Here is a 19,666-nt window from a genome sequence, read left to right as displayed (position 1 = left end):
GTGGTGCCAAGTGGCTGTCGCGTTAACGGTCGTTCACCCCCCTTCCGTGCTTCCGCTCCCATCCGCCGCTTTCTGTTCCGGCCTCTGCGCCCCCGCTGCTGCTGGAACCGCCCGTGGCCGCCGAGCCGGTGGTGTCCGTGGCCGTCGGGGCACGCCGCGCCGCGGACTTCGGACGGCTGGCGGCGGCGCCGGCGCGGCTGGCGGAGGAGGACCCCTCGCTGGTGGTGCGCACCGACGCCGAGACCGGGCAGACCGTGCTGGCCGGGCGGGGCGAACCGCACCTGGAGGTCGCGGTGGAGAGGATCCGCCGGGAGGGCGGACCTCACCTCACCGTGGGCCGGCCCGTGGTCGCGCTGCGGGGGACCGTCGGGCGGGGGGTGCGCGGTTTCGTCCACCGGCACGTCAAACAGGACGGCGGGACCGGCCAGTTCGCCCACGTCGTCCTCGACGTGGAACCGCTCGGGGGCGAACCGGGCGCCACCGGCTTCGTGTTCCGGTCCACCGTCGGCGGCGGACGGGTGCCGCAGGAGTACGTGCGCGCGGTGGAGGCGGGCTGCCGGGACGCCCTGACCGAAGGGCCGCCGGGCGGTCACCCGGTGACCGGGCTGCGGGTCACGCTGAGCGACGGCTCCGCGCACGTGAGGGACTCCTCCGACACGGCGTTCCGCACCGCCGGCCGGCTCGGGCCCCGCGCGGCCCTGCGTTCCTGCGCGATGGTGCTGCTGGAACCGGTCGCCGAGGTCGCGGTCACGGTGCCCGAGGACGCGGTCGGCGCCGTCCTCGGCGACCTGGCGGCCCGGCGCGGCCGGGTCACCGGCTCGGCCGGCCGCGCCGGCGAGTCGGTGCTGACCGCCACCGTGCCGCTGGCCGGGCTCTTCGGTCACGCGACCCGGCTGCGCAGCCGCACCCGGGGCCGCGGCACCTTCACGGTCCGCCCCGCCGGCTACGCGCCGGCACCGGTGCCGGCGCCCGCCCGGTGACCACGGCCGCCGGCCGGTCCGCATCCCGCACCGTTCCCGGTGCGGGACGCGGATCCCGTGGGGGGTGGATCAGGGGTACGACACCACGGTCGACGGTGTCGTCGAGGTGCCCGACGTCGCGGCACCCGTCTCGTTGATCACGTGCTCGTACTGGCCCTTGCCGCCGAGCGAGATGACCAGCAGGCTGTGGAACTTCACGCCCGCCCGCTGCGGCGCGGCGAAGCCGTTGTGCTGCACGATGGTCGGATCGGCGTTGTAGTTGCAGTAGCTGCCCAGGCCCCAGCCCTCGTGCGCGGTGACGTTGTCGCCGACCTTGTAGGCGGCGTAGCCCTTGACCGAGCCGTTCTGGATCGCGGCCTGGTTGGGGGCGTCGTAGGCCTTCTCGTTCTGGAAGAAGATCGTGCGGCCCCGCTGCCCGTACCACTGCACGTCGTACTTGTTGAAGTGCTCCACGAACAGGCCGGTCGCGAGCACGTCGTCGCCGTTGACGATCACGCCGTAGTCGGCGCGGTTCGTCTCCCAGCCGACCCCCGTGCCGTGGTCGGCACGCCACACCCAGGTGTGGTCGATGATGGTGTTCCTGCTGTTGATGATCATGCCGGCGGTGGTCCTGCCGGCCCCGGCGCCGCCGACGCGGACGAACACGTCCTGCACGGTGGTCGGGTTGGCGGAGTGGTCAGCCGAGGCACCCGTGGGGCCGACCTCCAGCAGGGACGGCGAGTTGACCGCCCCGGCGTCGAGCAGGAAGCCGGCGAGCCGGACGCCGTCCACGTCGGCCACCCTCAGCGCGGTGACCCCGTTGTCCGGGATGATCGTCGCGAACCCGAGGCCCAGCACCACGGTGCCGGCCCGGTTCACCTGGATCGGCTGGTCCACGTGGTAGATGCCGGGGGTCAGCAGGAGGTGCAGTCCCTGCGCGAGCGCCTGGTTCAGGGTCGCGGCGCTGACGCCGGGCTTGGCGACGTAGAACTGCGACAGCGGCAGGGAGGTGCCCCGCGGCGTGCCGCTGCCCCAGCTCACGCCCCGGGCGCCGGTGCGCTTCTCCGGCAGGAAGACCCGGAACTCGCTGCCGTTGAGGTACAGGAACGGCTTCTCGCGGGAGATGGGCGTGGTGTCCAGCGTCGTGTACGGCGGGTTGGGGAAGCTCTGCGCCGGGGCGCCCTGGACGCCGGAGAACACCATGTTCCACACGCCGTTGAGCCAGCTGCCGATCACGCTGTCACGGGTGTACCACTGCTGCTGGGAGTACGGTCCGACCTGGCCGTCGATGCGGCTGTCCGCGATGTAGCCGCCACTCGCCCAGCCGTAGCCGGCCGGCGCCAGGTTCAGGCCACCGCGCACGTGCATGCGGCGGAAGGGGGCCGCCTGGGCCACCGCCCACCGGTTCGTGCCGTTCACCGGAACCAGGGCCAGGTTCTCCGCCGAGCGCCAGAAGTTCTGCGTGGCGTTGCCGTTGAACCAGCCCGCGTCGACCGTCACGTCGCCGTTGATCGTCGTGTCGTCGGGGGACAGGCCGAGACCCGCGATGGAGGTGTAGAAGCCGAGCTGTGCGTTCAGGCCGTTGTAGGTGCCGGGCTTGAACAGCAGGGCGTAGCGGTCGGTGCCGAACTGCGCCGACTCCTGCCGGTGGAAGACCTCGTCCAGCTTGGTCTGGATGCCGGGCGTGGAGGGGTCGAAGACGATGACGTTCGGCCCCAGGTCACCCCCGCCGGGCAGAGCGTTCGGGCGCTTGCCGGCCCGGGTGCGGGTCCGGGTGGCGGCCTGGGCCGGGGTGCTCAGACCCGCCAGCACCGGGGCGGCGGCGGCCGCGGCGCCGAGGACGGCCCTGCGGCCGACGGAAGGGGAGGAAGAGGGCATGCGCAGCTCTCCTGGTTCAGGAAGTGAACGGTGTGGGGGGGTGGGAGCGCTCTCTTGCGGATGGATGTTTCATCGCTGTGAACGGCACGTCAAGAGTGATGACCGAAATTCGTCGAACTCGCGGTACGAGGCCGACAAATGACACGGTGTGGCTTCGAGAAGTGAGCGGGAGGGACGGGCGGTCCTGCGCGCCGCATCCCTTGACACCTTCCCCCGCCGCCCCAACACTCCATGACGGGAGAGCGCTCTCCCGCTTTCCGGGACCCTCCCCGCGCTTCCTCGGCTCCGCCGGTTCTCCCGCCCCCACGTCCTGAGGAGACACGCATGTCACGGAGATCGAAGGCCCTGTCGGGCGCACTGGTCACGGGCGCCCTCCTGTTGACCTCGCTCGGCCTGGCGGGCGTGGCGCAGTCGTCCACCACCGGCCGCCCGGCCCCGGTCGGCCACGCCATGGCGGGCCACATCATGGCGGTGTCGACCGCCTCCTCGCCCGAGGACCCCGACGGCGACGGCTACATCCCCGCCAACCCGCCGGTCACCGGGGTCACCCCGTCGACACAGAACCCGCCGCACCGCTACTTCCACGAGTTCCAGGCCAACTGCTCGGTCAGCCACACGAAGCCGGACGACCCGATCGTCCTCCCGCAGCAGCCCGGCAAGTCCCACGACCACACCTTCATGGGCAACACCACCACCAACGCGGGCAGCACCACGGCCTCGCTGGGCGCCGGCGGCACGACCTGCAAGGCGCCCGGCGACCTGTCCGCCTACTGGATGCCCACCCTGTACAACGGCGACGAGCCGGTGCTGCCGGTGGGCGCGCAGACCATCTCCCACAAGTCCGGCGTCACCGACTACACCAGCGTGCGCCCCTTCCCCAAGGGCCTGCGGTTCGTCGTGGGCGACCCGATGCAGAGCGCCGACGGGTTCCGCCGCCACCCGGGCTTCGTCGAGGGCTGGGAGTGCGGCGACAGCTACTTCAACACCGACTTCCCCGCGAGCCGCCCGAGCCGGGCCGACGTCCAGCTCGACATCCGCTTCCAGGCACCCAGTTGCTGGGACGGCAAGTACCTCGACACACCGGACCACCAGAGCCACATGGCCTACCCCGTGGTCAAGCCCGGCACCAACGACACCATGTGCCCCGCCGGCCACCCGGTCGCCCTGCCCATGATCGAGTTCAAGATGGCCTTCCCGGTCAACGGCGACATGTCGCGGGTCCACCTGGCCAGCGGGACGGGCCACTCCTTCCACTACGACTTCTTCAACGCCTGGGACGACGCCACGCTCAAGGCGCTGGTCGGCCACTGCGTCGTCGGCGGCCTGCAGTGCGACGCCCGCGGCTACGACCAGACCCACCCGGAGGCCGGAGCGGCCCTCGGCACCGACTACCGGCTCCCCTGAGGCGCGCGGCGCGGCGCGGACCGTCACCGGCACCGGACGCCACGTGCGCGTCAGCGGCACCGCGCGGCACCGGCTACGGCTACCCGCTCCACGAGTTCGGCGTCCACAGCCGACGCGACACCAGTACGACGGAGAGGTGGGGGACATGGCCGGTGAGTGGCCCGGGACGGCCGACGAGGACGAACTCGCCCGGTTGACCGACAAGCTGACCCTGCGGGCCCGGGTCCGGCTGCTCACCGGCGCCACCACCTGGCGCACGCAGGCCGAACCCGCCGTGGGACTCAGGGCGCTGGTGCTGTCGGACGGGGCGGCCGGCGTGCGCGGACAGTCGTGGGACGAGCGGCACACCGCCGTCCTGATGCCCTCGGCCTCCGCGCTCGCCGCGACCTGGGACGAGGACCTGGTCGAGGAACTCGGCGGCCTCCTCGCCCTCGAGGCGCGGCGCAAGGGCGTGGACGTCGTCCTCGCGCCCAACCTCAACCTGCACCGCAGCCCGCTCGCCGGGCGGCACTTCGAGTGCCTCTCCGAGGACCCCGAGCTGACCGGCCGCATCGGGGCCGCCCTCGTCCGCGGCATCCAGGCGCACGGCGTCGCCGCCGCGGCCAAGCACTACGTGGCCAACGACGCCGAGACCGAACGGATGAGCGTCGACGTACGGGTCCGAGGGCCACGACCGCACGCACCTCGCGCTCGGCCCCGGCCAGGACGAGCTGGTGCGGGCCGTGGCCCGGGCCAACCCGCGCACGGTGGCCGTCGTCAACAGCGGAGGTCCGGTCGAACTGCCCTGGCAGGACGAGGCCGGTGCCGTACTGCTGGCCTGGTTCCCCGGGCAGGAGGCGGGCGGCGGACTGGCCGACGTCCTGCTCGGCCGGACCGAGCCGGGCGGCCGGCTGCCCGCCACCTGGCCGGCCGCCCTCGCCGACGCGCCCGTCACCCGCACCCATCCGGTCGGCGGCCGCCTCGCCTACGACGAGGGACTGCACGTCGGGCACCGCGCCTGGCTGCGCGAGGGGCGCACGCCCGCCTGGTGGTTCGGTCACGGACTGGGCTACACCACCTGGGCGTACGAGGAGATCACCGGTCCGGCGGAACCGGCCGCGGGGGAGGACTTCACGGTCCGCGTCCGGGTGCGCAACACCGGGGCCCGGGCGGGCCGGGAGGTCGTCCAGGTCTACCTGGCCCGCCCCGGATCGGCCGTGGAGCGCCCCGTGCGGTGGCTCGCCGGCTACGCGGCGGTGCGCGCCCGGCCCGGCGAGGCGGTGACCGCGCGGGTGTGCGTCCCGGCCCGGAGCCTGCGCCACTGGGACACGGCGGCGGGCACCTGGCGGACGGAGCCCGGACCCTGCCGCGTGCTGGCCGGCGGATCGGCGGGCGACCTGCCGCTGGCGCTGGAGGTCGTGGTGGGGGCGGGGGCGGAAGCGGGGTGACGAGGGGGCGCCGGCCACGGCGGGGGAGAGGGAGGCGGTCGTGAGCGGGCGGGGCGGCGGTGGGCGGGGCGGCGGTGGGCGGTCCGGGCCGTGAACGGGCGCCCGCCGGCCACGGCGGGGAGGGAGGGGTCGTGGACCGGCGGGGGCGGGGCCCGAGGGGTGCGGGCCCCGGGGGAGGCGGCGTCGCGGCCGGGGCGCGAGCGGGCCCGCGCCGGCCGGGCCGTCCCGGTGGTGAGGGGGCGGTGCCGGGAGAGCGCTCTATGCCCTGGGCCGGGCGGCCGTTAGGGTGCGGGCATGAGCAGACAGGTCCCGACGCTGGAGGACGTCGCCCGTGAGGCCGGTGTCTCCCGGGCGACCGTGTCCCGGGTGGTCAACGGCGTGCGCAACGTGGACCCGGCGATCCAGGAGGTGGTGCGGCGCGCCATCGAACGCACCGGGTACGCGCCGAACCGGGCCGCCCGCTCGCTCGTCACCCGGCGCACCGGGACGGTGGCCCTGGTGGTCTCCGGCGCCGGCGCCTCCTCGCAGGAGGCCCAGGACGCCTTCGCCGCCCGGGTGTTCGCGGACCCCTTCTTCGGGCGGGTGGTCGCCGGAGTGGTCGGCTTCCTGCGGCCGCGCTCCGTGCACCCGGTGCTGATGTTCGCCGAGTCGGCCGGAGCCCGCCGGGAAGTGCTGGCCTACCTGCGCCAGGGACGGGCCGACGGCGCGCTGGTGGTCTCCAGCCACGCGGACGACCCGCTGCCCGCGCTGCTCGCCGAAGCGGGACTGCCCGCGGTCCTCTTCGCCCGCCCCTTCCGGCCGGTACCGCTCAGCTACGTGGACCTGGCCCACCGGGACGGCGGCCGGCTCGCGGCCGAACACCTCCTCGCCCGGGGCTGCCGCCGGGTCGCCACGATCTGCGGCCCCCTGGCCGTCCCCGCCAGCCAGGAGCGGCTGGCCGGCTTCCGGGACACCCTCGCCCGGCACGGACACCCCCACGTCCCCGTCGCCGAGGGCGGCTTCACCCTCGACAGCGGGATCGCCGCGATGACCGACCTGCTCGCCGACCACCCGGACCTGGACGGGGTGTTCGCCGCCAACGACCTCATGGCGCAGGGCGCCTGCCAGGTGCTGCGCGAGCGGAACCGCCGGATCCCCGGGGACGTGGCGGTCGTCGGCTTCGACGACTCCACCGTCGCCGCCACCTGCCGTCCCCCGCTCACCACGGTCCGGCAGCCGGTGGAGGCCATGGCGGCCGACATGGCACGCCTGCTGGACGAGCACGTCCGCGGTGTCCGCACCGAGCCCACGGCCGTCGTGTTCGACCCGGAACTGGTGGAACGCGACTCGGCGTGAGGGCGGGCACCGGGCCGCCGGCCCCGCCGCCCCCTCCCGGGCGCGCCTCAGACCAGCCGCCCCTCCAGCCCCGCCCGCCAGGTCGGTGCCGCCACCACCCGGGGCGCGGGGCGGGGTCGCCGGCCGCCCTGCGTGAAGAACGCGGCCAGGGGCAGGACCGCCGCGCCCACGGTGACCGCGTCCGGGCCGAGGTGGCCCAGTTCGATGCGGCTGCGGCCCGCGGGGAAGCGCAGCGCCCGCGCGAAGGCGTGGGCGCGCACCTCGTCCAGGAAGGCGCCGCCGAGCTGCAGGCCCGCCCAGCCGCCGATCAGGACCCGTTCGGGCTGGAAGAGGTTGATCAGGTCGGACAGTCCCGCGCCCAGGTACTCGGCGGTCTCGGCGAGCACCGCCACCGCCACCGGATCGGGCTCCGCGCCGGTGTCCGGGCGGGCCGCCGCCAGCAGGTCGGTCAGCGCCCTCTCCTCGCCGGCGCCGGCCGAGGAGCGTCCGCCCGCCTCCCGCCAGCGCGCCACCAGCGCCTCCGCGCCCGCGTACGCCTCCAGGCAGCCCCGCGCCCCGCACCGGCACCGGCGCCCGCCGACCCGTACCGTCAGGTGCCCCCACTCCACCGCCCGTCCCTGGCCGGCCTCCTCGGTGACCACGCAGGCGCCGACGCCGGAACCGAAGAGGACCACCACGGCGTTGCGGGCGCCGCGTCCCGCGCCGAACCACATCTCGGCCTGCCCCAGCGTCTTGGCGCCGTTGTCGATCAGGTACGGCACCTCCGCGGGGAGCTGGCCGGCCAGCCGGAGCATGCGCTCCAGCGGGACCGCGTCCCAGCCGATGGTCTGCCCGTGGACGACCGCGCCCTCCTCCCCGGCGTCCTCGATGATGCCGGGGACGCCGACACCGACGCCGAGCAGTTCGCCGGGGGCCCCCTCGGCCACGCGCAGCACCTCGGCGATGCCCTCGTGGACGTGGCCCACGACGGCGTCGACGTCGTAGCCGCGCGGCCCCAGCGGCCTGTCCGTGCGCGCGAGTTCCGTCAGGCCCAGGTCGAACAGCTCCACCCGCACCCGGGTCTCGCCGACGTCGACCCCGATCAGCCGCCCGCTGCCCGGCCGCACCCGCAGCAGCCGGCGCGGCCGGCCGGCGTCCGAGCCGACGACGCCCGCCTCCTCCAGCAGACCGTCGGCCAGCAGCTCGGCCACGACGTTGCTGATGGACCCCGAACTCAACCCGGTCGCCGGACCCAGCGCGTACCTGCTCATGGGACCGTCGAAATACAACCGTTGCAGAACGGCGCTCCGACTCTCCCGCCGCAGGTCACGCACCGTACGGCCGCTCAGCCCTGCCACCTGGCCTCCCTGTTTCGCGCAGTTTTCGGGCCCGCGGGCCGGCCGTCGTTGCCCGATCCCTTGACGAGCGCTTCTCTTGAGGTTTAACTCACGTCCTAAATTAAGCCATGAGGGGCTCGGGGCGCCGCACGGGGTGTCGGCGGCCGCGAGCAGCCCTCGGGGTTGTCCACTCCCGGAAAGGGACCCCAGGAGCCATGCGCAGCATCCGAGCCGCGGCCGTAGGCGCCGTCACCATGTCTCTCGCCCTCGCGGCCACGGCCTGCGGAGGCGGATCGTCGAACGGCGGAGGGTCCAACGACTCGCCGAAGACGCTCACCTACTGGGCCTCCAACCAGGGCGCCAGCATCGCCGTGGACAAGAAGGTCCTCCAGCCCGAGCTCGACAAGTTCCAGAAGCAGACCGGCATCAAGGTCAAGCTGGAGGTCGTGCCCTGGTCGGACCTGCTCAACCGCATCCTCACCGCGACCACCTCGGGCCAGGGCCCCGACGTGCTGAACATCGGCAACACCTGGAGCGCCTCCCTGCAGGCCACCGGGGCCCTGCTGCCCTGGGACGCGAAGAACTTCGACAAGATCGGCGGCAGGGACCGCTTCGTCGAATCCGCCCTCGGCTCGACCGGCGTCACCGACAAGGACCCGGCCGCCGTCCCGCTGTACTCGATGGCGTACGCCCTGTACTACAACAAGCAGATCTTCGCCGACGCCGGCATCACCAAGCCCCCGGCCACCTGGGACGAGCTGGTCGCCGACGGCAAGAAGATCAAGGCGAAGGGCAAGACGGTGCTCGGCGCCGAGGGCGCGAACGTGTCGGAGAACATCCACCACGTCTTCGTCTTCGCCAAGCAGCACGGCGCCGACTTCTTCACCGCCGACGGCAAGCCCGACTTCACCAACCCCAAGATCGTCGACGCGGTCAAGCAGTACGTCGACCTGATGGCCAAGGACAAGGTCATCCCGACCGGTGACGCCGAGTACGCGCAGAACCAGTCCGTCAGCGACTTCGCCAAGGGCAAGCAGGCCATGCTGCTGTGGCAGTCCGCCGCCGCCAACCTCAAGGCCCAGGGCCTGAGCGAGGACGCCTACGGCATCGCCCCCGTGCCCGTCCAGTCCGGCACCCCGGGCACCGGCGCGCAGACCAACTCGATGGTCGCGGGCATCAACATCGCCGTCTTCAAGAACAGCCACAACCTCGACGGCGCCACGAAGTTCGTGAAGTTCATGACCAGCGACGCCGAGCAGACGATCCTCAACAAGGCCTACACCTCCATCCCGCCGGTCAAGGGCGCCCAGGGCGACGCGGCGTTCAACGCCCCGAGCACCGCGGTGCTCAAGCAGACCCTCGCCACCAGCGCCGCCCCGCTGCCGCAGGTCTCCTCCGAGTCGCAGTTCGAGACGGCGGTCGGCACGGCCGTCAAGGACCTGTTCGCCGACGCCGCCGCCGGTCGCGCCGTGACCACGGACTCGGTCAAGGCCAAGCTGGAGAAGGCCCAGCAGCAGATGCCGGCGGCCTGAGCGCAATGACCACGACCACCACCGCCCTCACGGAGCCGGTGCGTGAGAGCTCCCCCGGTGCGGCGCGCGGCCCGCGCCGCACCGGGCGGATCCGCCGCATCTCACTGCCGTACCTGCTGCTCCTGCCCGCCCTGGTCCTCGAACTCCTCGTCCACCTCGTGCCGATGGTCATCGGCATCGTGATGAGCTTCAAGGAGCTCACCCAGTTCTACATCCGCGACTGGGGCAGCGCCCCCTGGTCCGGCCTCGGCAACTACAAGGTGTCGGTCGACTTCGACGCCCCGGTCGGCCAGGCCCTGCTGCACTCGTTCTTCGTCACCGTCGGCTTCACCCTGCTGTCGGTGGGACTGTGCTGGCTGATCGGCACCGCCGCCGCCGTCTTCATGCAGGGCACCTTCCGGGGCCGCGGCCTGCTGCGCGCCCTGTTCCTGGTGCCGTACGCGCTGCCCGTCTACGCGGCCGTCATCACCTGGGTGTTCATGTTCCAGCACGACAACGGCCTGGTGAACCACGTCCTGCACGACCAGCTGCACCTCACCGACAAGCCGTCCTTCTGGCTCATCGGCGACAACAGCTTCTACGCCCTGCTGACGGTGTCGGTCTGGAAGGGCTGGCCGTTCGCCTTCCTCATCGTGACGGCCGGCCTGCAGAACATCCCGGGCGAGCTGTACGAGGCCGCCGCCCTCGACGGCGCCGGCGTCTGGCAGCAGATCCGCCGCATCACCCTGCCGTCGCTGCGCCCGGTCAACCAGGTGCTGGTGCTGGTGCTGTTCCTGTGGACGTTCAACGACTTCAACACGCCGTACGTCCTGTTCGGCAGGTCCGCCCCCGAGGCCGCCGACCTGATCTCGGTGCACATCTACCAGGCCTCCTTCGTCACCTGGAACTTCGGCACCGGCTCGGCCATGTCCGTCCTGCTGCTGCTGTTCCTGCTCGTCGTGACGGGCGGATACCTCCTGGCCACCTCGCGCGGACGGAGGACCACCGATGTCTAGCCCCACCTCGCCCATGGCGGCGCCGCGTTCCTTCGTCTGGTCGCGGCGGATCTTCCTGACCCTGCTCACCGCCTTCGTGGTGCTCCCGGTGTACGTGATGGTCTCCAGCTCGCTGAAGCCCCTCGCGGACGTCACCGGCAAGTTCCGCTGGCTGCCCAGCGGGCTGACCGTCCGCCCGTACATCGACATCTGGTCGACGGTCCCGCTCGCCAAGTACTTCGCGAACTCGCTGATCGTGGCCGGTGCGGCGACCGTCTGCTCGGTCGTCATCGCGGTGTTCGCGGCCTACGCCGTCAGCCGCTACGAATTCCGCGGCAAGCGCGTGTTCACGGTGACCGTGCTGTCCACCCAGATGTTCCCCGGCATCCTCTTCCTGCTCCCGCTGTTCCTCCTGTACGTCAACATCGGCAACGCCACCGGCATCGCCCTGTTCGGCTCCCGCGGCGGGCTGATCCTGACGTACCTGACCTTCTCCCTGCCGTTCTCGATCTGGATGCTGATCGGGTACTTCGACTCGGTGCCGCGCGACCTGGACGAGGCGGCGATGGTGGACGGCTGCGGTCCGCTCGGCGCGCTCCTGAGGATCGTCGTGCCGGCCGCGGTGCCCGGCATCGTCGCGGTCGCCGTCTACGCCTTCATGACCGCCTGGGGAGAAGTCCTCTTCGCGTCCGTCATGACCAACGACGCCACCCGCACCCTCGCCGTCGGCCTCCAGGGCTACTCCACCCTCAACGACGTCTACTGGAACCAGATCATGGCCGCCTCACTGGTCGTCAGCGTGCCCGTGGTCGCCGGGTTCCTGCTGCTGCAGCGCTACCTCGTCGCCGGTCTGACGGCGGGCGCCGTCAAGTGACCAACACCTCGTCTTCCGAAGGGACTTCCGTGTCCGAACGCATCGACCTCACCGCCCTCCCGCACGACTTCCTGTGGGGTACGGCCACAGCGGCCTACCAGATCGAGGGGGCCGTCGCCGAGGACGGCAGAGCCCCGTCGATCTGGGACACCTTCTCGCACACCCCGGGGAAGATCGACAACGGCGACAACGGCGACACCGCCTGCGACCACTACCACCGCTGGCGCGAGGACATCGGCCTGATGCGCGAGCTCGGCGTCAACGCCTACCGGATGTCCGTGGCCTGGCCACGGGTGATCCCCGGCGGCGACGGCCCGGTGAACCCCAAGGGCCTGGCCTTCTACGACGAAGTGGTCGACGCCCTGCTGGAGGCCGGCATCACCCCGTCCGTCACGCTGTACCACTGGGACCTGCCGCAGGCACTGCAGGACCGCGGCGGCTGGCCGCAGCGCGAGACCGCCCTGGCCTTCGCCGAGTACGCCTCCACCGTCGCCGCCCGCCTCGGTGACCGCGTCAAGCTCTGGGCGACCCTCAACGAGCCGTCCTGCTCGGCCTGGATCGGCCACCTGGAGGGCACCATGGCCCCCGGCTGGACCGACCTCACCGCCGCCGTGCGGGCCTCCTACCACCTGCTCCTCGGCCACGGCCTGGCCACCCGGGCGATCCGCGCCGCCGTCCCCGACGCCCAGGTCGGCATCGTCAACAACCTGTCCACCGTGTACGCGGCCACCGACCGCCCCGAGGACCAGGAGGCGGCGCGCCGCCACGACGGCCACGTCAACCGCTGGTGGCTCGACCCGGTGCACGGCCGCGGCTTCCCGGCCGACATGGTCGAGACCTACGGCGTCGAACTGCCCGAGCAGCCCGGGGACCTGGAGACCATCGCGGCCCCGCTGGACTGGCTCGGCCTGAACTACTACTTCCCCGCCTACGTCGCCGACGACCCCGAGGGTCCCGCCCCCTACGCCCGTTCCGTGCGCCGCCCGGACGTCCCGCGCACCGGCATGGACTGGGAGATCGACGCGAGCGGCATCGAGACGCTGCTGCTGCGCCTCACCGAGGAGTACGGCGCCCGGAAGATCTACGTCACCGAGAACGGCTCCGCCTTCCCGGACGAGGTCGGCCCCGACGGCACCGTGGACGACCCCGAGCGCCAGGACTACCTGGAGCGGCACCTCGCCGCCTGCGCCTCGGCGGCCCGCAAGGGGGCCCCGCTGGCCGGCTACTTCGCCTGGTCGCTGCTGGACAACTTCGAGTGGGCGTACGGCTACGCCAAGCGGTTCGGCCTGGTCCACGTGGACTACCGCACCCAGGTGCGCACCATCAAGGGCAGCGGACACCGGTACGCGGACATCGTCCGCGGCCACCGCGGCCAGGCGCGCCGGGCCGCCTGAGCCCGGCCCGGACGGCCGGTGGGCGCGGGGACGGGAACCCGCGCCCACCGGCCCGCACCACCGGCGGGCCCCCGCCCGCCCGCACCACCGGGACCACCGACGGGCACCCCCACGCCCGCCGGCCCGCACCGACGGCACTGCCCGCACCACCGGCACTGCCCGCACCGACGGCACTGCCCGCACCACCGGCACTGCCCGCACCACCGGCACTGCCCGCACCACCAGCACTGTCCGCACCATCGGCTGTCATGTATGCATCACGCATCCACCCCACGAGGAGAGCCGCATGCCATCCCGCACTCCCCACACCTCCCGCACCTCCCGTACCTCCCGCGTCCCCCGCACCCTCCTGTCCGCCGTCGCCGCCGCGGCCCTGCTGACCGCGGGACCCGCCCTCATCGCCCCCCGCGCCTCCGCCGCCACGGCCGCCACCTGGGACACCGACCGCGCGGCCGCCGCCTACGCCCTGAACCCGGCCGGCGTCACCGCCTCCGGCAGCGAGAACGCCGGCAGCGCGCCCGGCCTGGCCTTCGACGGCAACGCCTCCACCCGCTGGTCCAGCAACTTCGCCGACGACGCCTGGATCCGCGTCGACCTCGGCAGCACCCTGCGCATCGACCGGGTCACCCTGGACTGGGAGGCCGCCTACGGCAAGCGCTACGTACTGGAGGTCTCGAAGAACGGCACCGACTGGACGCCCTTCTACACCGAGACCGCCGGCACCGGCGGCTCCGTCACCGCGCACACCTACCCGCAGGAGGTCACGGGCCGCTACGTCCGCCTGCGCGGCCTCGAACGCGCCACGCCCTACGGCTACTCGCTGTGGAACTTCAAGGTCTACGGCGGCGAACCGGCACCCGCCTCGACGGCCCGCACCAACCTGGCCCTGAACCACCCCGCGTACACCAACTACTACCAGGACGCCGGCCACTCACCGGCGTTCCTCACGGACGGGGGCTGGCCCGCCGACCTCAAGGGCGACAGCAGCCGCTGGTCCAGCGACTGGAACACGGACCGGTGGGTGTCGGTGGACCTCGGCGCCCAGTCCACCATCGACACGGTCGACCTGTACTGGGAGTCGGCGTACGCGGTCGACTACCTGTTGCAGGTGTCGGACGACAACCGCACCTGGCGCACGGTGTACGAGCCCTCGGCGGCCGACATCGCCGCCCGTCGCGCCGACGTCAAGGCCCCCGGCGACGCCGCAGGCCTGCACGACACCGTCAAACTGCCCTCGCCGGCCACCGGCCGTTACGTCCGCATGCTCGGCAAGGAGCGCCGCTCCTTCTACAACCCGGCCCCCGCCACCGCCCAGTTCGGCTACTCGCTCTACGAGTTCCAGGTCTGGGGCACCGGCGGCAGCGCATCCGCCGCCTACCCCGCGCTCCCCGCCGATCCCACCGGCACCTACCGGACCACGTTCTTCGACGACTTCACCGCCGCGAGCCTCGACCGCTCCAAGTGGCGCGTGGTGCGCACCGGCACCGAGATGGGTCCGGTCAACGGCGAGTCCCAGGCCTACGTCGACTCGACGGACAACATCCGCACCCAGAACGGCAGCCTGCTCCTGAAGGCGAAGTACTGCAAGGGCTGCACCAAGGCGGGCGGCGGCACCTACGACTTCACCTCCGGCCGCATCGACACCAACACCCACTTCGACTTCACCTACGGCAAGGTCAGCGCCCGCATGAAGCTGCCCGTCGGCGACGGCTTCTGGCCCGCCTTCTGGATGCTCGGCAGCAACGTCGACGACCCGTCCGTGTCCTGGCCGGCCTCCGGCGAGACCGACATCATGGAGAACATCGGCTACGGCGACTGGACCAGCTCGGCCCTGCACGGCCCCGGCTACTCCGCCGACGGCAACATCGGCGCCCGCCAGACCTACGCGAACGGCGGCACGGCCGACCAGTGGCACACCTACGCGGTCGAATGGACCCCGACGGCGATGCGCTTCTACGTCGACGACCGCCTGGTCCAGGAGACGACCCGCAACGTCCTGGAATCCACCCGCGGCAAGTGGGTCTACGACCACAACCAGTACGTCATCCTCAACCTCGCCCTGGGCGGCGCCTACCCGGCCGGCTGGAACAAGGTCACCAGCCCCTACTGGGGCCTGCCCCAGTCCAGCGTGGACAAGATCGCGTCGGGCGCGGTGCAGGCGGAGGTCGACTGGGTGAAGGTGGAGCAGAAGGGGTAGCCGGCCGCCGCACGACGTCCCGCAGGCGGCGGTCGTAGCCGCGTCCGCACCCCCGCGTCACCACCGCGCTCCGCGCGGCCCGTCCCGGGCCGCCCGGCACCGGTGACGCGGGGGTGCGGCGCGCTACGGCCGATGGACCCGCCCCGCCCCCCATCGGGCGTCCGGAGCGATCTCCGCTGGGGCGGGGGATCCGCTTCGCCGGTACGGGTCCGGTGCGTCCAGCCGGAACGCGGGGACCCGCGCCGTCAGGCCAGGCGGGGCACTCCGCACTCGGCCCAGACGGTCTTGCCCGGCCCGCCCGCGGCGCGCGCCGTGCAGCCCCAGCGGTCGGCCAGCGCCTCGACCAGCAGCAGGCCGCGCCCGCCGTCCCCGGAACCGTCGGGGCCGTCCTCCGGCGCGGCGAGGGGGATGCGGGGGAGGCGTTCACCGCGGGTGTCGCTGACTTCGATGCGGACGGTCGCGGTGGCCGGGTCCGCGGTGAGCAGGACGTGGAAGTCCCGGCCCGCGACGTGCCCGTGCCGCACGGCGTTGGCGCACAGCTCGGCCGCGACGAGGGTGACGGTGTCGTGCGCGTCGCTGCCGTAGGGGACGCCCCAGGTGTCGAGCCGGTCCTCGCACAGCCGCCGGGCCAGGCGGGCGCCGCGCGGGGTCGAGCTGAAGCGCATCGCGAACCGGTGGGTCGTGGGGGGTGGTTGTGTTGCGGTCATGCACTCACGGTGGCGCCTCGTGGCGTAGCGTGACCAGCGACGACGCGCTGACTCCGGCCCTTCGTACGGAGCGGTCGCGGGCACTGTACGTGGCGGTACGCGGGGGAGAGGCGGTAAGGCGGTGGGCGTGAGGGACGAGGAGAGGGCGCAGCGGCAGCAGCGACCGGAGGACGAGCCGGGGACGGGGGTGGTGACCGCGTTCGGGCGCCAGTTGAAGCTGCTGCGGGTGCGGGCGGGCCTGGAGCGGGCCGAGTTCGGCAAGCGGCTCGGCTACTCGGCGGACACGGTGGCCTCCATCGAGCAGGGGAGGCGGATCCCGCAGACCCGGTTCATCGAGAAGGCGGACGAGGTGCTGGGGGCCGGCGGCCTGCTGACGGCGCTGAAGGAGGAGGTGGCCCGGGCCCAGTATCCGGCGTTCTTCCGGGACATGGCCCGGTTGGAGGTCAAGGCGGCAGCGCTGAACTTGTACGCGGTCTACGCCGTGCCGGGTCTGTTGCAGACAGAGGACTACGCACGAGCGGTCTTCCACATGCAGCGGCCTCTACTGGACGACGAGGTCATTGACCAGCGCCTCGAAGCTCGTATGGCGAGGCAGGAAATTTTCAGTCGACGCCCCGCCCCGCTCATGAGCTTCGTGATCGAGGAGGCGGTTCTGCGCAGACCGATCGGCGGGCCGAAAGTCATGCGCGAGACGCTGGAACGGATCCTGGTCGTAGGCCAGTCCAGGAACGTGGAGGTGCAGGTCATGCCGATCACGCATCAGGACAACGCCGCCCTGGGCGGCCCCTTCACACTCATCGACACTGACAGGGGACAGCGCCTTGCGTACGTGGAAGTACAAGATCACAGCCGCCTCTACACCGACGCCACGTATGTACGCACGCTCGAAGCGCGCTATGGCATTCTCCGATCACAGGCGCTGTCACCGAGCGAATCGGCGGCGTTCGTCGAGAGACTGATGGGAGAGGCATGAGCGTGCGGCACGACAAGGAGACTGCGCCCGAACCTGCTTGGACCACGAGCAGCTACAGCACGGGCAACGGTGGGGAGTGCGTAGAGGTCGCCGCGATAGCCGAGGCGGTTCTCGTCCGGGATTCCAAGCGGCCCGCAGCGGCCCGGTTGTCCTTCGGTTCCGACGCCTGGACCGACTTCGTGCGGATGGCCGCCGGACACTGAGCCGGTGGACGGACGACCGTCGGGGCCCGGTGCACGTACTGCATCGGGCCCCGAGCGTGTCAGATGCCGTCCGGCCCCTCCTTCCGGCAGAACATCTGCCGGGCCGTTCGGCGGCCACTGCGGTCGGGGCCGGACCCGAAAGGGGTAACGGTCGCGCCGGTCATCGTGCCGCGCCCGGGGCCTGCTCGTCGACGCCGCGGGGATGCTCCTTGCGCGCGTGGTTCGCGATGCTCGTCGGTGCGCCGACGCAGGTGCACGAGGGGCACCGCCGCCACACGCCCCCGGACACCGCTCGCGCCCTCACCGAGTGCCCGGGACCGTATCCGTGGGCGTGTAGCAACTGGGCGACGGACGAACCGTGTTCGACGGCGAGCAGCGCGGCCTCCGCCACCTTGTCGTGGCCGGGGGCGAAGAAGGAGCCGGCCCCGACCTTCTTGATGCAGCCGCACCAGCAGGTACCGGTCGGGACGAGGTGGGGGAGAGGCTGTCTCGTCGTGGCGTCACCATAGGTTCAACGAGGCGCCGCACGACGGGATTCGCCGTAACCCCCTCAGCCCGCCGCCGGTTCCAACAGGTGGTGCTCCGCCGGTGCCTCCTGCGCGTGCGTGCGTGCGTTCCGTCGCAGCCACAACACGTCCCGGCCGAAGGACCACACCAGCGAGGCCAGGGCCAGCAGGACCACTGCGAGGTCGACGGCGGACGGCAGCAGCCGGGCGCCCGCCAGCAGCAGGCAGACGCCCTGGAGCGCGGCGACCGTCTTGCGGGCGAAGGACGGGGGCAGGGGGGCGTTCAGCCAGGGGGCGAGGCGGGCCGCGGCGACGAACGCGTACCGCATGCCGCCGATCAGCAGCACCCACGGGCCGAGCCGCGTGGACACGTACACGCTCAGCACCAGGATCAGGAACGCGTCCACCTCCATGTCGAAGCGGGCGCCGAGCGCGCTGGCGGTGCCGGTGCGGCGGGCGACCCTGCCGTCCACGCCGTCCAGGACCAGGGCGACGGCGGTCAGGGCGACCAGCAGCGTGACCGGGGGGCTGTTCAGGAAGGAGTCCGCGACCAGCGCGGTCACCCCGCCGACCAGGGTCGCCCGGCCCAGCGTGACCCGGTTCGCGGGGCCGAAGGAGCGCAGCCGGGAGCGGTGCACGGCCCGGGAGAGGACCGCCCAGGTGGCGCACGCGAAGACGAGCCCCGTCAGCCAGCCGGCCGGCCCCATGCCGGTCACCCGGCCGAGCAGCGCCAGCAGCAGGACCTGCGCGCCCGCTCCCACGGCGGTCTCCTGCTGCAGCCTCGCGTCGTACGTGTTGTTCAGGGCCACCGCGCATCCTCCGGCCGAGTGACAGAGTCGATCAACGCCGCGTACTGTGCGCGGCCTGTGCACCCTCGGTACGTGAACCACTTCCCGATCGTTCAGGAGGACGTCGATGAACCACTCGGCCCGCGCGTTCTGGCTGCGCTCACCGGGAGAGGGTGAGATCCGCGACGTCACCCTCCCGGCGCCGACCGGGGACGAGGTCCTGGTCCGCACCCTCTTCTCCGGGGTCAGCCGCGGCACCGAGACGCTGGTCTTCCGCGGCCGGGTGCCCGCGAGCCAGCACGCCGTGATGCGGGCGCCGTTCCAGGAGGGCGACTTCCCGGGGCCGGTCAAGTACGGCTACCTCAACGTCGGCACCGTCGAGGAGGGACCCGAGGAGCTGGCCGGACGCACGGTGTTCTGCCTGTACCCGCACCAGAGCCGGTACGTCGTCCCGGCCGCCGCCGTGACGGTCGTGCCGGAGCGGGTGCCCGCCGAGCGGGCCGTGCTCGCCGGGACCGTGGAGACCGCGGTGAACGCCCTGTGGGACGCGGCGCCCCTCATCGGCGACCGGATCGCCGTGGTCGGCGGCGGCATGGTCGGCTGCTCGGTGGCCGCGCTGCTCGCCCGCTTCCCCGGCGTCCGGCTGCAACTGGTCGACACCGACCCGGCCCGCCGGGCGACCGCCGGGGCCCTCGGCGTCGACTTCGCCACGCCCGGGGACGCCCTCGGTGACTGCGACCTCGTCGTCCACGCCAGCGCGAGCGAGGAGGGCCTGACCCGCTCCCTGGAACTGCTCGCCGCCGAGGGCACGGTGATCGAACTGAGCTGGTACGGCGACCGGCGCGTCGCCCTGCCCCTCGGCGAGGCCTTCCACTCGCGCCGGCTCACCGTGCGCGGCAGCCAGGTCGGCACCGTCTCCCCGGCCGCCCGCGCCGGCCGGGGCTACGCCGAGCGGATGGCCCTCGCCCTCGACCTGCTCGCCAACCCCGCGCTGGACGCCCTGGTCACCGGGGAGAGCGCCTTCGAGGAGCTGCCCGCACTGATGCCGGAGCTCGCCTCGGGGCGGCTCCCGGCCCTGTGCCACCGCATCCGGTACGGCGCAGGGACCTGACCTGAGAAAAAGGCGGGAGAGGGCTGAACGCGGGGAAGCGGGCAGCCGTACTACCCGGCAACCCCCGGCAGGAGACCGCGGGGGGCAC

14 protein-coding genes and 2 pseudogenes are annotated in these 19,666 nt (G+C 72.7%); 12 read left to right on the top strand and 4 right to left on the bottom strand.

Annotated features, from left to right (window positions below):
* Window positions 1-92: 92 nt before the first annotated feature.
* Window positions 93-980: pseudogene (gene fusA, locus QQY24_RS05320) on the top strand (elongation factor G); the annotation flags it as partial.
* A 69-nt stretch (window positions 981-1,049) separates the two neighbouring features.
* Here fusA and QQY24_RS05315 read toward each other — a convergent pair.
* Entirely contained in the window at window positions 1,050-2,837 is a 1,788-nt protein-coding gene (locus QQY24_RS05315) for a coagulation factor 5/8 type domain-containing protein (RefSeq protein WP_301971496.1), read from the bottom strand.
* A 324-nt stretch (window positions 2,838-3,161) separates the two neighbouring features.
* Here QQY24_RS05315 and QQY24_RS05310 point away from each other — a divergent pair, with 324 nt between their 5' ends.
* The 3 genes and pseudogenes from QQY24_RS05310 to QQY24_RS05300 all read left to right on the top strand — a co-directional run bounded on the left by QQY24_RS05310 (window position 3,162) and on the right by QQY24_RS05300 (window position 7,003).
* Complete coding sequence (locus tag QQY24_RS05310; protein WP_301971495.1) at window positions 3,162-4,241, top strand: DUF1996 domain-containing protein; 1,080 nt, start codon at window positions 3,162-3,164, stop codon at window positions 4,239-4,241.
* 145 nt (window positions 4,242-4,386) lie between these two features.
* A pseudogene (locus QQY24_RS05305) lies at window positions 4,387-5,668 on the top strand (glycoside hydrolase family 3 C-terminal domain-containing protein).
* A 294-nt stretch (window positions 5,669-5,962) separates the two neighbouring features.
* A complete protein-coding gene (locus QQY24_RS05300; RefSeq protein WP_301971494.1) occupies window positions 5,963-7,003 on the top strand; it encodes a LacI family DNA-binding transcriptional regulator in 1,041 nt (346 codons plus the stop codon).
* A 47-nt stretch (window positions 7,004-7,050) separates the two neighbouring features.
* On the opposite strand, the gene QQY24_RS05295 is transcribed toward QQY24_RS05300, so the two are convergent.
* Complete coding sequence (locus QQY24_RS05295) at window positions 7,051-8,340, bottom strand: ROK family protein (RefSeq protein ID WP_301971493.1); 1,290 nt, start codon at window positions 8,338-8,340, stop codon at window positions 7,051-7,053.
* A 194-nt stretch (window positions 8,341-8,534) separates the two neighbouring features.
* Here QQY24_RS05295 and QQY24_RS05290 point away from each other — a divergent pair, with 194 nt between their 5' ends.
* The 5 genes from QQY24_RS05290 to QQY24_RS05270 all read left to right on the top strand — a co-directional run bounded on the left by QQY24_RS05290 (window position 8,535) and on the right by QQY24_RS05270 (window position 15,290).
* Entirely contained in the window at window positions 8,535-9,851 is a 1,317-nt protein-coding gene (locus QQY24_RS05290) for a sugar ABC transporter substrate-binding protein (protein WP_301971492.1), read from the top strand.
* A 5-nt stretch (window positions 9,852-9,856) separates the two neighbouring features.
* Window positions 9,857-10,846 (top strand): carbohydrate ABC transporter permease, encoded by a 990-nt coding sequence (locus QQY24_RS05285; protein ID WP_301971491.1) that lies wholly within the window; start codon window positions 9,857-9,859, stop codon window positions 10,844-10,846.
* A complete protein-coding gene (locus QQY24_RS05280) occupies window positions 10,839-11,699 on the top strand; it encodes a carbohydrate ABC transporter permease (RefSeq protein ID WP_301971490.1) in 861 nt (286 codons plus the stop codon). The genes QQY24_RS05285 and QQY24_RS05280 overlap by 8 nt, the downstream gene beginning before the upstream one ends.
* Before the next feature lie 29 nt (window positions 11,700-11,728).
* Window positions 11,729-13,093: a GH1 family beta-glucosidase gene (locus tag QQY24_RS05275; RefSeq protein WP_301971489.1), complete on the top strand. Its 1,365-nt coding sequence runs from the start codon at window positions 11,729-11,731 to the stop codon at window positions 13,091-13,093.
* 286 nt (window positions 13,094-13,379) lie between these two features.
* Window positions 13,380-15,290, top strand: coding sequence for a discoidin domain-containing protein (locus QQY24_RS05270; protein ID WP_301971488.1), 1,911 nt, complete (start codon window positions 13,380-13,382; stop codon window positions 15,288-15,290).
* 245 nt (window positions 15,291-15,535) lie between these two features.
* Here the strand turns inward: QQY24_RS05270 and QQY24_RS05265 are convergent, their stop codons facing one another.
* Entirely contained in the window at window positions 15,536-15,997 is a 462-nt protein-coding gene (locus QQY24_RS05265; protein ID WP_301971487.1) for an ATP-binding protein, read from the bottom strand.
* Between the two features lie 127 nt (window positions 15,998-16,124).
* Between QQY24_RS05265 and QQY24_RS05260 the strand changes: the two genes are divergently transcribed.
* A complete protein-coding gene (locus QQY24_RS05260) occupies window positions 16,125-16,970 on the top strand; it encodes a helix-turn-helix transcriptional regulator (protein WP_301971486.1) in 846 nt (281 codons plus the stop codon).
* Window positions 16,967-17,173 (top strand): DUF397 domain-containing protein, encoded by a 207-nt coding sequence (locus QQY24_RS05255; protein WP_301971485.1) that lies wholly within the window; start codon window positions 16,967-16,969, stop codon window positions 17,171-17,173. The genes QQY24_RS05260 and QQY24_RS05255 overlap by 4 nt, the downstream gene beginning before the upstream one ends.
* Before the next feature lie 550 nt (window positions 17,174-17,723).
* Here the strand turns inward: QQY24_RS05255 and QQY24_RS05250 are convergent.
* On the bottom strand, window positions 17,724-18,488 hold the full coding sequence (locus QQY24_RS05250) for a CDP-alcohol phosphatidyltransferase family protein (protein WP_301971484.1): 765 nt from the start codon (window positions 18,486-18,488) through the stop codon (window positions 17,724-17,726).
* A gap of 106 nt (window positions 18,489-18,594) precedes the next feature.
* On the opposite strand from QQY24_RS05250, the gene QQY24_RS05245 reads away from it, so the two are divergent.
* A complete protein-coding gene (locus QQY24_RS05245) occupies window positions 18,595-19,578 on the top strand; it encodes a zinc-binding alcohol dehydrogenase (RefSeq protein ID WP_301971483.1) in 984 nt (327 codons plus the stop codon).
* Window positions 19,579-19,666: the final 88 nt, after the last annotated feature.

The organism is Streptomyces sp. TG1A-8 (assembly GCF_030499535.1).
In the GTDB taxonomy this organism is placed as follows: domain Bacteria; phylum Actinomycetota; class Actinomycetes; order Streptomycetales; family Streptomycetaceae; genus Streptomyces.
Note: the sequence above shows the minus strand (reverse complement) of the source record. Positions and strands in the feature narration are given on the sequence as shown.

Coding starts and splice junctions, on each gene's coding strand:
- QQY24_RS05315 (WP_301971496.1), bottom strand. CDS start 2,837: ATGCCCTCTTCCTCCCCTTCCGTCGGCCGCAGGGCCGTCCTCGGCGCC.
- QQY24_RS05310 (WP_301971495.1), top strand. CDS start 3,162: ATGTCACGGAGATCGAAGGCCCTGTCGGGCGCACTGGTCACGGGCGCC.
- QQY24_RS05300 (WP_301971494.1), top strand. CDS start 5,963: ATGAGCAGACAGGTCCCGACGCTGGAGGACGTCGCCCGTGAGGCCGGT.
- QQY24_RS05290 (WP_301971492.1), top strand. CDS start 8,535: ATGCGCAGCATCCGAGCCGCGGCCGTAGGCGCCGTCACCATGTCTCTC.
- QQY24_RS05285 (WP_301971491.1), top strand. CDS start 9,857: ATGACCACGACCACCACCGCCCTCACGGAGCCGGTGCGTGAGAGCTCC.
- QQY24_RS05280 (WP_301971490.1), top strand. CDS start 10,839: ATGTCTAGCCCCACCTCGCCCATGGCGGCGCCGCGTTCCTTCGTCTGG.
- QQY24_RS05270 (WP_301971488.1), top strand. CDS start 13,380: ATGCCATCCCGCACTCCCCACACCTCCCGCACCTCCCGTACCTCCCGC.
- QQY24_RS05265 (WP_301971487.1), bottom strand. CDS start 15,997: ATGACCGCAACACAACCACCCCCCACGACCCACCGGTTCGCGATGCGC.
- QQY24_RS05255 (WP_301971485.1), top strand. CDS start 16,967: ATGAGCGTGCGGCACGACAAGGAGACTGCGCCCGAACCTGCTTGGACC.
- QQY24_RS05245 (WP_301971483.1), top strand. CDS start 18,595: ATGAACCACTCGGCCCGCGCGTTCTGGCTGCGCTCACCGGGAGAGGGT.